We start from the raw sequence: 13,877 nt of genomic DNA, 5'->3' as shown, positions 1-13,877 counted from the left end.
CCTGCCCCTCTCCCGCAAGCGGGAGAGGGGAGTAAAGCGACAGCAGGCAAACAGCGGCAGCAAGCAGGAGTGCCGCACGGCATCCCGAGCCACCATCCATCCTTACGTACTTTCCAATCCATGACACTCGACCGCATCCTCCAATCCCAGGGCTTTGGCACGCGCCGGTACTGCGGCGACCTGATCGCCGCCGGGCTGGTCGAGGTCAACGGCGAACTGTGCGAGAACCCGCGCGCGCAGTTTGAAGTCGATGGCCTGCGGCTCACCGTCGACGGCGAGGAATGGCTGGCCTGCACCAAGGCCTACCTGATGCTGAACAAGCCCACCGGCTATGAGTGCTCGCAGCGCCCGCGCCATCATCCCAGCGTCTACAACCTGCTGCCGGTGCCGCTGCGCCAGCGCGAGGTGCAGGCCGTGGGGCGGCTGGACCACGACACCACCGGGCTGCTGCTGCTGACCGACGATGGCCAGTTCATCCACGCCCAGACCTCGCCCAAGCGCAAGGTGCCCAAGATCTATGAAGTGACGACTGCCGAGCCGGTCACGCCGGAGCAGGCCGAAGCGCTGTGCAGTGGCGTGCAGCTGCTCGACGAACCGGCGCCGATCGCGGCAGAAGCGTGCGAGATCACCGGCGAACGCAGTCTGCGGCTGACCCTGGTGCAAGGCAAGTATCATCAGGTCAAGCGCATGGTGGCGGCTGCCGGCAACCATGTCAGCGCGCTGCATCGCAGCGCCATTGGCGGCCTGCAGCTCGATCCGGCCATGGCCGAAGGCGAGTGGCGCTGGCTGACGGCGCAAGAACTGGCGGCGCTGACCGGCAAGGACTGAGCCAAACGGCAGCCCCAGAGCGTGGCCGGGCGCTCATTGCTGCACTGCAACGCCCGCCAATCTTTTCCGGAAGACCCCCGGCGATTTGATAAAATGCAAGGCATGGCGAAGCCCGAAGCACCCATCAATCTGACCAATCAGTTCCTGATTGCCATGCCTGGCATGGCCGATCCGACCTTTTCGGGTTCCGTCGTCTATATCTGCGAACACAATGACCGTGGCGCGCTCGGGCTGGTGATCAACCGGCCCATCGACATCGACATGGCCACGCTGTTCGACAAGATCGACCTCAAGCTTGAAATCCAGCCAGTCGCGCACCAGCCGGTCTACTTCGGCGGCCCGGTGCAGACCGAGCGCGGTTTCGTGCTGCATGACCCGGTGGGCGTCTATGTGTCGTCGCTGGCCGTGCCCGGCGGGCTGGAAATGACCACCTCCAAGGACGTGCTGGAGGCCGTGGCCAACGGCAGCGGCCCACACCGCTTCCTGCTGACGCTGGGTTACTCCGGCTGGGGTGCCGGCCAGCTGGAGGAAGAACTCAGCCGCAATGGCTGGCTGACGGTCCAGGCCGACCCCGAAATCATCTTCAGCGTGCCGCCCGACGAGCGCTTTGCCGCCGCCATCCGGCTGCTGGGCATCGACTTCACCATGCTGTCCGGCGAGGCCGGGCATGCCTGATGCCGTGGGGCGTGAACTGCCCCGCGACGGCACGGTCCTGGCATTCGACTATGGCGAAAAAAAGATCGGTGTCGCGCTGGGCAACTTCATCACGCGCGAGGCGCGTGCGCTGACCATCCTCCCCAATATCACCGTGGAAGGCCGCTTTGAGGCGGTGGCGGCGCTCATCCAGGAGTGGAACCCGGTGCAGCTGATCGTCGGCATGCCGGTCAACCCCGAAGGCGGCGAGCAGCCCTCGATGAAGCTGGCACGGCGTTTCGGCAACCAGCTCAATGGCCGCTTCGGCCTGCCGGTGGAGTGGGTGGACGAGCGCTATACCTCGCGCGCCGCGTCGATGGCCGGTGCCCGCCGCGGCGAGCTCGATGCAGAGGCCGCCCGCATCATCCTGCAACAGTATTTCGACCAATTCCCGCTATGACGCAGATTTCCGTTCCCGACGCCGAGTCGCTATACCGCAAGCTGCTGGACCAGGCCCAGGCGTTGATCCCCGAGGCCGAGCGCGCGCGCTGGTCGGTGGCCGGCATCTACTCAGGCGGCGCGTGGATCGCCGCGCGGCTGGCCGCGGACCTGAAACTGCCCGAGCATGGCGTGATCAACGTTGCCTTCCATCGCGACGACTATGCCAAGAAAGGCCTGCACAGCCAGGCCCAGCCGACCACGCTGCCGTTTTCGGTGGATGACCGCAACATCCTGCTGATCGATGATGTGCTGGCCACGGGCCGCACCATCCGTGCCGCCGTCAATGAGCTGTTCGACTACGGCCGTCCCGCGCGCGTGGCGCTGGGCGTGTTGGTCGACCGCGGCGGGCGCCAGCTGCCCATTGCCGCCGACCTGACTGCCACCGAGATGGCGCTGCCGCCCGGCACCACGCTGGTGCTGTCGCGCCAGGGCGAGGGCGCCGGCGCGCAATTCGCCTTTGCGACCGAACCTACCGATTCCGCCACCGGCTGAACCCGCCCGAATGCCGCAGGCGCGCCGTGCGCGCCTGACCCCCAGCTCCGAGACCAGACCACCCCCGTTTTTTGCCCGCGCCCGACCAGCCATGACCAAGACGTTCCGCAACCCGCAGCTCACCAAGAACGGCGAACTGAAGCACCTGCTGTCGATCGAGGGGTTGTCGCGTGACATGATCACGCACATCCTCGACACCGCCAGCCAGTTCGTATCGCTGTCCGACTCAGACCGCGATGTCAAGAAGGTGCCGCTGCTGCGCGGCAAGAGCGTGTTCAACCTGTTCTTCGAGAACTCCACCCGCACCCGCACCACCTTCGAGATCGCCGCCAAGCGGCTGTCGGCGGACGTGCTGAACCTGAACATCAACGCCTCGTCGACCAGCAAGGGCGAGTCGCTGCTGGACACCATCAACAACCTGTCGGCCATGTCCGCCGACATGTTCGTGGTGCGCCATGCCAGCTCGGGCGCACCTTATTTGATCGCCGAGCACGTCGCGCCGCACGTGCACGTGATCAATGCCGGCGACGGCCGCCATGCGCACCCGACGCAAGGCCTGCTGGATATGTACACGATCCGGCACTTCAAGAAGGACTTCACCAACCTGAGGGTGGCCATCGTCGGCGACATCCTGCACTCGCGCGTGGCACGCTCCGACATCCACGCGCTGACCACGCTGGGCGTGCCCGAAGTGCGCGCCATCGGCCCGCGCACGCTGCTGCCGTCGGGGCTGGAGCAGATGGGCGTGCGCGTCTTCCACAACATGGAAGAGGGCCTGAAGGGCGTGGACGTGGTCATCATGCTGCGGCTGCAGAACGAGCGCATGAGCGGCGCGCTGCTGCCGTCGGCGCAGGAATACTTCAAGGCCTACGGCCTCACGCCGGAGCGCCTGGCACTGGCCAATCGCGACGCCATCGTGATGCACCCGGGCCCCATGAACCGCGGCGTCGAGATCGACTCCGCCGTGGCCGATGGCCCGCAGTCCGTGATCCTGAACCAGGTGACCTTCGGCATCGCCGTGCGCATGGCGGTGATGGGCATCGTGGCCGGGAATAGCGACGAATAAGCGGCGACGAATGAGCGTCGACGAATGACGCGGTCGAGCGACACGAGCCAGAACACACTGAACCAGCCAAGCGACACGACAAGCCAAGCTATGAAGATTCACATCAAGGGCGGCCGCCTGATCGATCCGGCCAGCAACACCGACGCCGCGCAGGGCCTCTACATCGCCGCCGGCAAGATCGTCGGCGTGGGCAGCGCCCCGGCGGACTTCACCGCCAACAAGACCATCGACGCCAGCGGCCTGATCGTGTGCCCCGGCCTGGTCGACCTCTCCGCGCGCCTGCGCGAGCCCGGCTACGAATACAAGGCCACGCTCGAATCCGAAGTGGCCGCCGCCACCGCCGGCGGCGTGACCAGCCTGGTCTGCCCGCCCGATACAGATCCGGTGCTCGACGAACCGGGCCTGGTCGAAATGCTGAAGTTCCGCGCCCGCACCCTGAACCAGACCCACGTGTACCCGCTGGGCGCGCTGACGCTGGGCCTGAAGGGCGAAACCCTGACCGAGATGAGCCAGCTGACCGAGGCCGGCTGCGTCGGCTTCAGCCAGGCCGAGGCCCCGGTGCACAACACCCAGGTGCTGCTGCGCTCCCTGCAATACGCCCAGACCTTCGGCTTCACCGTCTGGCTGCGCCCGGAAGACCCGTTCCTGGGCGGCGGCGTCGCCGCCAGCGGCGCGGTGGCGTCGCGCCTGGGCCTGTCCGGCGTGTCAGTGATCGCCGAGACCGTGCGCCTGCACACCATCTTCGAACTGATGCGCAGCACCGGCGCCCGCGTGCACCTGTGCCGGCTGTCGTCCGCCGCCGGGCTGGAACTGGTGCGCCAGGCCAAGCGCGAAGGCCTGAAAGTGACCTGCGACGTCAATATCCACCACGTCTCGCTGACCGACATGGATATCGGCTACTTCAACTCGCAGATGCGCTTCTCGCCGCCGCTGCGCAGCCCGCGCGACCGCGACGCCATCGTCGCCGCGCTGGTCGACGGCACCATCGACGCCCTGTGCTCCGACCACACGCCAGTGGACGACGACGAGAAACTGCTGCCGTTCGCCGAGGCATCGCCGGGCGCAACCGGCCTGGAACTGCTGCTGCCGCTGACCCTGCGCTGGGCCACCGAGCATAAGGTCCCGCTGGCCCAGGCACTGGCCCGCATCACCGCCGAGCCCGCCCGCGTGATCGGCCTGAAGGCCGGCACCCTCGCTGTCGGCAGCGCCGCCGACGTGTGCGTGTTCGATCCCAAGCAGGTCTGGAAGGTCGACCGCCGCTCCATCAAGAGCCAGGGCAAGAACTCGCCGTGGCTCGGCTACGAGATGGAAGGCAAGGTCCGCATGACCCTGGTCGGCGGGCAAGTCGTCTACGGAAACCACGCCCACGCATGATCTGGCTGCGCAAGACCGTGCTGGTGCTGCACCTGCTGCGCGGGCTGGTGACCTGCGCCTTGCTGTTCCCGTGGCTGGGCGTGCGCACGCGCGAGTGGCATATCCGCCGCTGGTCGCGGCGGTTGTTGCGGATTTGCGGGGTAGAGGTCGAGGTGGTAGACGCCACTGGCACGGCGTCGCACGGCGCCGGCCGCCAAGGCGCGATGGTGGTTTCCAACCACATTTCGTGGCTGGATATCTATGTCATCCACAGCTGGCAGCCCGCGCGCTTCGTCGCCAAGTCGGAGATACGCGACTGGCCGCTGATCGGCTGGCTGTGCGGCAAGACGGGAACGATCTTCATCGAACGGGCGCGCAAACGCGATGCCCACCGCGTGCTGCACGACATCACCGACGTGATGCTGCAGGGCGACCTCGTCGGCGTGTTCCCGGAAGGCACCACGACCGACGGCACCGAGGTGCTGCCATTCCACGCCAACCTGATGCAGGCGCCGATTTCTGGCGGGTTGCCCGTGCAGCCCCTGGGGCTGAACTACCTCGATGCCGCTACGGGTCAACCAACGCTTGCCGCCGCCTACATCGGCGAGACCACACTGCTGCAGTCGCTGGAAGCGGTCTTGCGCGCACCCCGGATCAAGGCCCGGCTGGTGATCGGGCCTGCGCTGGTGTCGGCCTCGGGTGACCGCCGCGAGCTTGCGAACTCCGCCAGGGAGGTGGTCGCCCACCTTAGCCAGGGCGCGCCGGAACACGCTGCCGCTGCGGCCCGACGGCTGAATCACCCCGTCGAGCCCGGCGGCGTGCCCCAGCCAACCTCCGCTGCCATCAGCTAGCCGTCCTGTCGTCCCCGCCAACGCGGGATTGCCAGTCAGGCCAGCGGGTCACAATATTGCGGGCAATCAACCTGAACGACGGTCCGCTCGGCAGGATCCTGTGCCAACCGGGCCGCCGTCAGCTTGCCACCCCAGACGCAGCCCGTATCCAGCGCCATCAGGTTCGGCCGCATGACCAGGCCCAGCGTCGACCAATGGCCGCATACCACCGTCACATCCTCGGTACGCCGCCCCGGCACGTCGAACCACGGCATGAACCCGTCCGGCGCCTTGCCCAGGCCTTCCTTGGTCTTGAAGTCCATCACGCCATCGACAGTGCAGTAGCGCAGCCGGGTGAGGGCATTGACCACCACCCGGTGGCGTTCGATGCCGCGCAGGCCGTCGTGCCAGCGGTTGGCGGCGTTGCCGAAGATGTCGGCGAGGAAGGCTTGCCAGTTGGGGCCTTGGAGTTGGTCTTCGACTTCGCGGGCGAGGTCGATGACTTGGGTGGCGGTCCACTGGGGGAGGACGCCGGCGTGGACCAGGAGGAAGTTGTTTTCTAGCAGGGCGAGGGGGCGGTGGCGGAGCCAGGTGAGTAGGTCCTCACAATCGGGGGCGGTGAGGATGTCGTCTAGGGTGTCGGATTTGCCTTTTTTGCGCACGCCTGCGGCGACGGCGAGGAGGTGGATGTCGTGGTTGCCGAGGACGGTTTCAGTGCGGCTGCCCATGGCGCGGATGGCGCGGAGGGTTTGGAGGGAGGCTGGGCCGCGGTTGACCAGGTCGCCGACGAAGCGGAGGGCTGGCTGTGCCGGCAATTCGCCCAGTAGGGTGTCCAGCGAGGCCGCACAACCTTGTAGGTCGCCGACGGCATGAGGTGTCGAAAGAGGCACTTTATTGTTGGGCATCAGAACCGGAGAAAAACTATTTCGCTTCTATTTGTAGTTTTGTGACCGATATACCGTGGCATGGTTACATGAGGCTACAAAAAGAGGGGGAGGGGATGTAGGTTAGGGCATTCCGTCGGATAGAATACCGCCACTTCTGCAGGCACTTAACGCCCCGCCGTCCAGGAAGAGGACAAGGTGGGCGCTCGGCTTTTGTCGGGCCATCGAAACATATCGAGGCAAGGAGCAGTTTTGTCGCATATTTTGGTCACAGGCGGCGCTGGGTTCATTGGCGCCAATTTCGTTCTGGCATGGTTGGGCGACAAGTCGGCGGATGGGGTCGTGAACGTCGACAAGCTCACCTATGCGGGCAATCGGAAGACGCTGGCGTTGGTCGAGGACGATCCACGGCATGTGTTCTCGCAAACGGATATTTGTGACCGTGATGCCCTGGACAAGCTCTTCAAATCCTACAAGCCGCGTGCAGTTGTGCACTTCGCGGCGGAAAGCCATGTAGACCGGTCCATCTATGGTCCGGGCGAATTCATCCGGACGAATATCGTTGGTACCTTCACGCTCCTGGAAGCGGCTCGCGCTTACTGGGGCAGCATCGAGGGGCAGGCCAAGTCGGACTTCCGCTTCCTGCATGTCTCGACCGACGAGGTGTTTGGCTCGCTGAGCGAGACCGATCCCCAGTTCTCGGAAACTACACCGTACGCGCCCAATAGCCCGTACTCGGCATCCAAGGCGGCCTCGGATCATCTGGTGCGCGCGTATCACCATACCTACGGCTTGCCGGTCATTACGACGAACTGCTCCAATAACTACGGTCCTTACCATTTCCCGGAAAAGCTGATCCCGCTGATCATCGCCAATGCACTGGCCGGCAAGCCGCTGCCGATCTATGGCGATGGCCTGAATGTGCGCGACTGGCTTTATGTGCGCGATCACTGCTCGGCGATACGTGAGGTGCTTGCCAAGGGGCGACTTGGTGAGACCTACAACGTTGGCGGTTGGAATGAGAAGACCAACCTCGATGTGGTGCACACGCTGTGCGACCTGCTGGATGAACTGTGTCCCAAAGCCTCTGGTTCGTATCGCGACCAGATTACCTTCGTGAAGGATCGTCCGGGGCATGACCGCCGCTATGCCATTGACGCTCGCAAGCTGGAGCGCGAGTTGGGGTGGAAGCCGGCAGAGACGTTTGAGTCAGGCCTGCGCAAGACCGTGCAGTGGTTCCTGGACAACCAGAGCTGGGTGCGGGACGTGATGTCCGGCGAGTATCGGAACTGGGTGGCGAAGCAATATGCAGCCTGAGGCGAAGTCCGTTCCCACCTTCCTGGTGACCGGCAGCAACGGCCAGGTCGGCTTCGAACTGCGGCGCAGCCTCGCGCCGCTGGGCCGCGTGGTCGCGCTGGACCGCGCCGGCTGTGATCTTGCCAGCCCGGACGCCGTTCGCCGCGTGGTGCGCGACCTGCGCCCGGACGTGATCGTCAATCCGGCCGCATATACGGCGGTGGACAAGGCGGAGACCGAGGCCGAGCTCGCGTTTGCCATCAACGGCGCCGCGGTGGGCATCCTGGCAGAGGAGGCGAAGGCGCTGGGCAGCCTGTTGGTCCATTACTCGACCGACTACGTCTTCGACGGCACCAAACATGGCGCCTACACGGAGAGCGATCCGGTCAATCCAGGCTCGGTTTACGGCAAGAGCAAGCTCGCTGGGGAACAGGCCATTGCGGCAAGTGGCGCGCAGGCGCTGGTGTTCCGGACCTGCTGGGTGGCCGGCGCCCACGGTGGCAACTTTGCCAAGACGATGCTGCGGCTTGGCCAGGAGCGCGACAGCCTGCGCGTGATAGCCGACCAGTTCGGCGCGCCGACGACAGCCGCGCTGATTGCCGACGTCACCGCGCAGATCGTGGCACGCCATTGGCTGACCCCGGCCCGCGATGTGCTGGCAGTGGGCATCTATCACCTCGCCGCGGCAGGCGAAACGACCTGGCATGCCTATGCGACGGAAGTGCTCCGGTACGCAAAGGCGCGCGGCGTGGCGCTGAAGGCCGATCCCGAAAACATCGAAGCGATCCCCGGCACGGCTTACCCGCTGCCCGCGCCGCGTCCGTCCAACTCACGGCTCGATACTACGCGCCTGCGGGAAACCTTCGGCATCCATCTTCCAGACTGGCAGCAGGGCATTCATTTACTGCTGGACCAGATTCTCTCCTGACAAATTTATGTGTAAGAGACTGTTCCCCCTCGAGAGGTCCGCGGACACAAACCGGTTTGCGATGATGCTCCATTATCACAGTCCATTGAAGAGCTGGGGTAACGCTGATTTGACGGGTCGCCAGGAATAGTTGTGAGCAGTCACTGGTGCCGGTTTTTGCGGAATGCGGGGCGGCGAGGTATTTGCGCCGAGCACGCAAGAACATTCCATACCCGTGTCCCGATAAATTGTGCCCGTATGCGATTCTGCGATGAGCCGTCCTAGTGTCGGTCACCACAGATTGAATTGCTAGCGATTCCTTATCAACCGAATGGGCCGGTGGCTGCCGGATGACCAATCTGACCGTTATGAGGTTGTAGTTACCAGTATCTATGATCACTATTACGATAGCATTTCTCGTCTCATCGTTGCTTACCTTTCTGGTGGTGCGATACTCGCGATTCCACGAGCATTTCACCGCGGATTGGGATCTCCGAGGCGTGCAGAAGCACCACGCGAAGCCCGTGCCACGTATCGGGGGATTCGGGATCGCGGTGAGCCTGCTTTTCGTATCGCTCATTACGTGGTATCGGGCGGATGCAGCGACGGGCACTGCAATGCTGAAGCTGGTGGCCTGCGCCGTGTTCGCGTTTGGCGCGGGCTTCTGGGAAGACCTGACGAAGCGGGTGTCGCCGCGGGAGAGACTGATCGCGACAATGATCTCGGCGCTGGCCGCCGCGTGGATTCTCGATGCGAGAATCGAGCGGGTCGACGTGGCGTTGATCGATCAGTTCCTTGCTATCACTGTCATTTCCGTTTCCATTACCGCGCTCGCGGTTTCCGGACTCGCGAATGCCATCAATATCATCGATGGCTTCAATGGCCTGGCGTCCATGGTTTCGATGATCATGTTCCTGTCGCTGGCCTATGTCGCATTCCAGGTTGGTGATGCATTCGTGCTGACAGTGGCCTTTGCGATGATCGGCGCCATTTTCGGTTTCTTCATCTGGAATTTCCCTGCAGGAGCGATTTTTCTCGGAGACGGCGGCGCATACCTGATTGGATTCGTGCTAGCGGAACTGGCCGTGCTGCTGATCTTGCGGCATCCGCAGGTTTCCGCCTGGTATCCGTTTCTGATGGTGATCTATCCGATTTTCGAGACCCTATTTAGCATTTATCGCCGCAAGGTGGTCCGGGGCGTACCGGCTGGCCACCCCGACGGCGTGCACTTGCACACGCTGATCTATAAGCGGCTGATGCGCTGGGCCGTCGGCAGCGCGGATCATCGTCACAAGCTGCGCCGCAACTCGATGACCTCCCCGTACCTGTGGCTGCTGAGCTTGTTTGCCGTGGTGCCCGCGACGCTGTTCTGGAACAAGGGGCTGGTCCTCGCGAGCTTCTCCGCGGTGTTCATGGTGTTTTACGTGTGGATTTACTGGCGCATCGTGCGCTTCCAGGTCCCGCGCTGGATGATTTTTCGGAAGTAAGTATGACGATACCCTACACAAATCCCGCGGCAACGACTGAGGAGCAAGACGCCATGCTGGGCCGGATGACGCTCGAGTTCCTGAACAAGGCCAAGTACTGGCTGGTGCTTGGCGCGTTCTTGGGCGGCTCGATCGGCTATGGTTCGGCGTTCCTCGTCCGCCCGCAGTGGGAGGCCACGCTGTTGCTGCAGGTCGGCCAGATCGCCGGGGACGAGGGGACGAACAGCATGGTGCTGGAGCCGCCCGGACGCGCGGTGGACAGGATGCGGTCCGGGCCGTTCCTGGAGGCGGTGATCGCCCGGCTCCAGCTTCCGAATGTGCCAGATCAGCCGAGTCCCGAAGCAGACCTGATCCTAAAGTCTGCCAACGTGGTCCAGATGCGGGGTTCCGATCTGCTGCAGCTTTCCGTCAGGGGCTATAGCGAGAAGCAGGCTGCCCAGTTCGCTCAGGGGTTCGAGAGCGAACTGACCCAGGTCCATTTGGCCATTGCCAATCCGGCCATCGAAAGGATGAAGGAGGAGCAGGCCTCGGTCGACCACTCACTGACCGCCGAGCAGGAGCGCCGGGCCGATCTGCTTAAGCTGGCGCAGGAGCAACTCCGCGGCGACCTGGGGCGAAAGTTCTCGGAAAGCGTAGTGGTGACGCAGATGCTTGCCCAGAACGACCTGGCCTTGCGGCAACTGGAGCGCAGGAAGCGTGTGGTGAAGGAGCAGCTCGATCCTGCGCGCACCTTCAATACGCATGCCCTGGGCGTGCCGGACGTCAGCCGGCGCCCGGTCTTCCCGCGGAAGTCCGCATTTGCCGCGGCAGGGTTGCTGGCGGGCGCGATCATTTCGCTGGTGCTGCTGTTGATCCGCTGGTCGAAGCGGAAGTAAGACTGGACTGCAGCTGATATGGCAAAGATCGTTCATTTTGGGAAGTACTATCCCCCCGACGCTGGCGGCATCGAGAGCGTGACGTCGAGTCTCGCGCAGGGCGCGGCCAATGCCGGCCACGACGTTTCCGTCGTCTGCTTCCGGAAGGCGCCGGCCGACGCGAACAGCGTGATGAGCGGTGTTCGGGTGGTTCGCCTGCCGATCGCCAGGCTGGTCGCCTCGCAGCCTCTGGGCTTCAGGTACCTGCTGGCGTGCCTGAAGGCGGCACGCCATGCCGATGTAGTTCATCTGCACGTGCCCAATATGCTCGGCGCGTTGTGCGCGCTGCTGATTGGCGGGAAGCCACGCCTGCTGGTGCACTGGCATGCCGACGTGATCAACAAGGGCGTGTTGGGCAAGCTGCTGAAGCCGCTGGAGGTAGGCCTGCTAAAGCGGGCCGATTGCATCGTCGGCACCTCGCAGGTCTACGCCGAGGCCTCGCCGCTGCTCAGCCGTTTCGGCGACAAGGTCGCCGTCGTGCCGATCGGCGTGACGGATGTAAGGGAAGCGAGTGCCGCGCATGGCGCATCGCCGCTGCCGTGGGAACTGGAAGACAGGCTCGCCGGCAGGAAGCTGATCCTCGCGGTCGGACGGCTCGTGCCGTACAAAGGTTTCGATGTGCTGATCGAAGCCGCCCGGCAGCTTCAGGACGATGCCGTAGTGGTGATCGTGGGCGGCGGCCCGCTGCGGGAATCGCTGCAGGCCGCGATCCGCGACGCCGGTGTGGAAGGCCGCGTTCATCTCGCCGGCCGGTTGAGCGACGATGCGCTGCACGCGCTCTTTGCGCGAGCCGCGCTGTACTGCCTGCCGTCAGTCACCCGGGCGGAGGCATTCGGCGTGGTGTTGCTGGAAGCGATGGCCTACGGCCTGCCGGTTGTGGCGACGAATATTCCCGGATCCGGCGTGCCGTGGGTCAACCAGCACGGCGTCAGCGGCATTAACGTCCCGGTCAACGATCCCGTGGCGTTGGCGCAGGCGTGCAACCGGATCCTGGATTCGGATGAGGAGCGCGCCCGTTTCTCCGAGGGAGCACGCCAGCGGTTTATGACCGAGTTCACCGAGGAGGTCTCGGTGAAGCGGATGATGGCAATGTATGATCGCCTGGTGGCATAGCCGGCAGCTTGTGCGAATTTAACGGCCTGGACCGATGTGCCGGGCCTGAGCCAGCCGATGACTTCGATGTCGGTCTGGTAAGGGAAAGAAAAATGATCTCAGTGACTCCAGTTATTCTTTGCGGCGGTTCTGGTACCCGGCTGTGGCCTCTGTCGCGGGCAGGGTTTCCAAAGCAGTTCCTTTGCCTGACGGGCAACGAGAGCCTGTTCCAGCAGGCCATCGCGAGGATCACCGCGGTGGGGGCGGACAGCATCGCCGTCGCCGCACCGGTCGTCGTCAGCAATGAGGAGCACCGCTTCCTAGCCCTCGAGCAACTGCGCGAGACCGGTGTCGCTCTCGGGGCAGCGCTACTGGAGCCTGTCGGGCGCGGCACAGCGCCGGCGCTGACTATTGCGGCGCTGGCGGCGATGGAAGCGGGCGGCGACCCCGTGCTTGCCGTGACCCCGGCCGACCAGGCGATCACCAACGAGGCGGCATACAAGGCGGCGCTGCAGGCGGCGATCGGCGAGGCGGCCAAGGGCGCGATCGTCATTCTCGGGGTTCCGACGCAAAGCCCGGAGACCGGCTACGGCTACATCCGGACCAGCAAGCGGTCAGATTCGGCGGCGGCCTTCGATGTCGAGGCGTTCGTCGAGAAGCCCGATCTCGCCACCGCGCAGCGTTATATCGCGGAGGGCGGCTATTGTTGGAACAGCGGCATGTTTGTGCTGCGGGCCTCGGTGTGGCTCGCCGCGCTCGAGCAGTTCCGCCCAGACATCCTGCAGATCACGCGGCGCGCATGGGAACAGCGCAGCCGGGATGGACAGAACACGCGCCCAGGCAAGGCCGAGTTCGCGGAGATTCCGTCCGATTCGATCGACTGCGCCGTGGCCGAACGCTGCCCGGGCAGCGGCTTCCCGATCCGGATGGTGCCGCTCGATGCCGGCTGGAGCGATCTGGGCGCGTGGGACGCGGTCTGGAATGTGCTGCCGAAGGACGACGACGGCAACGCCCACATGGGCGACGTGATCACCAGGGATAGCCGCAATACGCTGGTGCATGCCACCAGCCGGCTGGTCAGCCTGGTCGGCGTGGAAGACCTCGTCGTCGTCGAGACGCCCGATGCGGTGCTGGTCGCCGACAAGTCCCGCAGCCAGGACGTGAAGCATATCGTCAACGCGCTCGGCCAGCAGCAGCGTGGCGAGCAGACCCTGCATCGCAAGGTGCATCGCCCATGGGGTTGGTATGACAGTGTCGACGAAAGCGACCGCTTCAAGGTCAAGCGCATCCAGGTCAAGCCGAAGGCCAGCCTGAGCCTGCAGAAGCACTACCATCGGGCCGAGCACTGGATCGTGGTCAAGGGCACCGCGGAAATCACCTGCGGCGACAAGACCATCCTGCTTACCGAGAACCAGTCGACCTACATCCCACTGGGCGAGGTCCACCGCCTGGCAAATCCGGGCAGCATCCCGCTCGAGATCATCGAGGTGCAGTCCGGCAGCTATCTCAACGAGGACGACATCGTGCGCATCGAGGACAGCTACGGTCGCCACTAACAGGGCGTGTTCCGTGGGGGCGGGACGCCCGGCGTGTC

Annotated in this window: 14 protein-coding genes; 13 read left to right on the top strand and 1 reads right to left on the bottom strand. The window is 64.5% G+C overall.

Going from position 1 to position 13,877, the window contains the following annotated elements; all coding sequences use genetic code 11:
• Nucleotides 1-120 precede the first annotated feature (120 nt).
• The 7 genes from ACW4E8_RS10235 to ACW4E8_RS10205 all read left to right on the top strand — a co-directional run bounded on the left by ACW4E8_RS10235 (nucleotide 121) and on the right by ACW4E8_RS10205 (nucleotide 5,724).
• Nucleotides 121-828, top strand: coding sequence for a pseudouridine synthase (locus ACW4E8_RS10235; RefSeq protein ID WP_456804387.1), 708 nt, complete (start codon nucleotides 121-123; stop codon nucleotides 826-828).
• A 102-nt stretch (nucleotides 829-930) separates the two neighbouring features.
• Entirely contained in the window at nucleotides 931-1,503 is a 573-nt protein-coding gene (locus ACW4E8_RS10230) for a YqgE/AlgH family protein (RefSeq protein ID WP_035816620.1), read from the top strand.
• Nucleotides 1,496-1,921: a Holliday junction resolvase RuvX gene (gene ruvX, locus ACW4E8_RS10225; RefSeq protein ID WP_010813827.1), complete on the top strand. Its 426-nt coding sequence runs from the start codon at nucleotides 1,496-1,498 to the stop codon at nucleotides 1,919-1,921. Before ACW4E8_RS10230 ends, ruvX begins: the two co-directional genes overlap by 8 nt.
• The gene (gene pyrR / locus ACW4E8_RS10220; protein ID WP_456804386.1) at nucleotides 1,918-2,454 is read left to right on the top strand and encodes a bifunctional pyr operon transcriptional regulator/uracil phosphoribosyltransferase PyrR; all 537 of its coding nucleotides are present in this window, start codon (nucleotides 1,918-1,920) and stop codon (nucleotides 2,452-2,454) included. Before ruvX ends, pyrR begins: the two co-directional genes overlap by 4 nt.
• A gap of 91 nt (nucleotides 2,455-2,545) precedes the next feature.
• Complete coding sequence (locus tag ACW4E8_RS10215) at nucleotides 2,546-3,520, top strand: aspartate carbamoyltransferase catalytic subunit (protein WP_456804385.1); 975 nt, start codon at nucleotides 2,546-2,548, stop codon at nucleotides 3,518-3,520.
• Between the two features lie 90 nt (nucleotides 3,521-3,610).
• On the top strand, nucleotides 3,611-4,894 hold the full coding sequence (locus tag ACW4E8_RS10210) for a dihydroorotase (protein WP_456804384.1): 1,284 nt from the start codon (nucleotides 3,611-3,613) through the stop codon (nucleotides 4,892-4,894).
• On the top strand, nucleotides 4,891-5,724 hold the full coding sequence (locus ACW4E8_RS10205; RefSeq protein ID WP_456804383.1) for a lysophospholipid acyltransferase family protein: 834 nt from the start codon (nucleotides 4,891-4,893) through the stop codon (nucleotides 5,722-5,724). The genes ACW4E8_RS10210 and ACW4E8_RS10205 overlap by 4 nt, the downstream gene beginning before the upstream one ends.
• Nucleotides 5,725-5,759: 35 nt before the next feature.
• Here the strand turns inward: ACW4E8_RS10205 and ACW4E8_RS10200 are convergent, their stop codons facing one another.
• Complete coding sequence (locus ACW4E8_RS10200) at nucleotides 5,760-6,608, bottom strand: symmetrical bis(5'-nucleosyl)-tetraphosphatase (RefSeq protein WP_456804382.1); 849 nt, start codon at nucleotides 6,606-6,608, stop codon at nucleotides 5,760-5,762.
• Between the two features lie 231 nt (nucleotides 6,609-6,839).
• Here ACW4E8_RS10200 and rfbB point away from each other — a divergent pair, with 231 nt between their 5' ends.
• From rfbB to ACW4E8_RS10170, 6 genes are all read left to right on the top strand, one after another.
• Nucleotides 6,840-7,904 carry a dTDP-glucose 4,6-dehydratase gene (rfbB, locus tag ACW4E8_RS10195; protein WP_456804381.1) on the top strand — a complete coding sequence of 355 codons (1,065 nt, stop codon included), beginning with the start codon at nucleotides 6,840-6,842 and terminating at the stop codon, nucleotides 7,902-7,904.
• A complete protein-coding gene (gene rfbD, locus ACW4E8_RS10190) occupies nucleotides 7,894-8,811 on the top strand; it encodes a dTDP-4-dehydrorhamnose reductase (RefSeq protein ID WP_456804380.1) in 918 nt (305 codons plus the stop codon). Before rfbB ends, rfbD begins: the two co-directional genes overlap by 11 nt.
• Nucleotides 8,812-9,182: 371 nt before the next feature.
• Nucleotides 9,183-10,277 (top strand): MraY family glycosyltransferase, encoded by a 1,095-nt coding sequence (locus ACW4E8_RS10185; RefSeq protein ID WP_456804379.1) that lies wholly within the window; start codon nucleotides 9,183-9,185, stop codon nucleotides 10,275-10,277.
• 53 nt (nucleotides 10,278-10,330) lie between these two features.
• Nucleotides 10,331-11,152 carry a hypothetical protein gene (locus ACW4E8_RS10180; RefSeq protein ID WP_456804378.1) on the top strand — a complete coding sequence of 274 codons (822 nt, stop codon included), beginning with the start codon at nucleotides 10,331-10,333 and terminating at the stop codon, nucleotides 11,150-11,152.
• Nucleotides 11,153-11,170: 18 nt separating this feature from the next.
• Complete coding sequence (locus ACW4E8_RS10175; protein ID WP_456804377.1) at nucleotides 11,171-12,304, top strand: glycosyltransferase; 1,134 nt, start codon at nucleotides 11,171-11,173, stop codon at nucleotides 12,302-12,304.
• A 92-nt stretch (nucleotides 12,305-12,396) separates the two neighbouring features.
• Entirely contained in the window at nucleotides 12,397-13,839 is a 1,443-nt protein-coding gene (locus ACW4E8_RS10170; protein WP_456804376.1) for a mannose-1-phosphate guanylyltransferase/mannose-6-phosphate isomerase, read from the top strand.
• Nucleotides 13,840-13,877 lie beyond the last annotated feature (38 nt).

The organism is Cupriavidus sp. CP313 (assembly GCF_054072015.1).
This window is presented reverse-complemented; position numbering and strand designations above follow the sequence as displayed.

Excerpts from the sequence above, each read along its gene's own strand:
- ACW4E8_RS10235 (WP_456804387.1), top strand. The coding sequence starts at position 121 with ATGACACTCGACCGCATCCTCCAATCCCAGGGCTTTGGCACGCGCCGG.
- ACW4E8_RS10230 (WP_035816620.1), top strand. The coding sequence starts at position 931 with ATGGCGAAGCCCGAAGCACCCATCAATCTGACCAATCAGTTCCTGATT.
- ruvX (WP_010813827.1), top strand. The coding sequence starts at position 1,496 with ATGCCTGATGCCGTGGGGCGTGAACTGCCCCGCGACGGCACGGTCCTG.
- pyrR (WP_456804386.1), top strand. The coding sequence starts at position 1,918 with ATGACGCAGATTTCCGTTCCCGACGCCGAGTCGCTATACCGCAAGCTG.
- ACW4E8_RS10215 (WP_456804385.1), top strand. The coding sequence starts at position 2,546 with ATGACCAAGACGTTCCGCAACCCGCAGCTCACCAAGAACGGCGAACTG.
- ACW4E8_RS10210 (WP_456804384.1), top strand. The coding sequence starts at position 3,611 with ATGAAGATTCACATCAAGGGCGGCCGCCTGATCGATCCGGCCAGCAAC.
- ACW4E8_RS10205 (WP_456804383.1), top strand. The coding sequence starts at position 4,891 with ATGATCTGGCTGCGCAAGACCGTGCTGGTGCTGCACCTGCTGCGCGGG.
- ACW4E8_RS10200 (WP_456804382.1), bottom strand. The coding sequence starts at position 6,608 with ATGCCCAACAATAAAGTGCCTCTTTCGACACCTCATGCCGTCGGCGAC.
- rfbD (WP_456804380.1), top strand. The coding sequence starts at position 7,894 with ATGCAGCCTGAGGCGAAGTCCGTTCCCACCTTCCTGGTGACCGGCAGC.
- ACW4E8_RS10185 (WP_456804379.1), top strand. The coding sequence starts at position 9,183 with ATGATCACTATTACGATAGCATTTCTCGTCTCATCGTTGCTTACCTTT.
- ACW4E8_RS10180 (WP_456804378.1), top strand. The coding sequence starts at position 10,331 with ATGCTGGGCCGGATGACGCTCGAGTTCCTGAACAAGGCCAAGTACTGG.
- ACW4E8_RS10175 (WP_456804377.1), top strand. The coding sequence starts at position 11,171 with ATGGCAAAGATCGTTCATTTTGGGAAGTACTATCCCCCCGACGCTGGC.
- ACW4E8_RS10170 (WP_456804376.1), top strand. The coding sequence starts at position 12,397 with ATGATCTCAGTGACTCCAGTTATTCTTTGCGGCGGTTCTGGTACCCGG.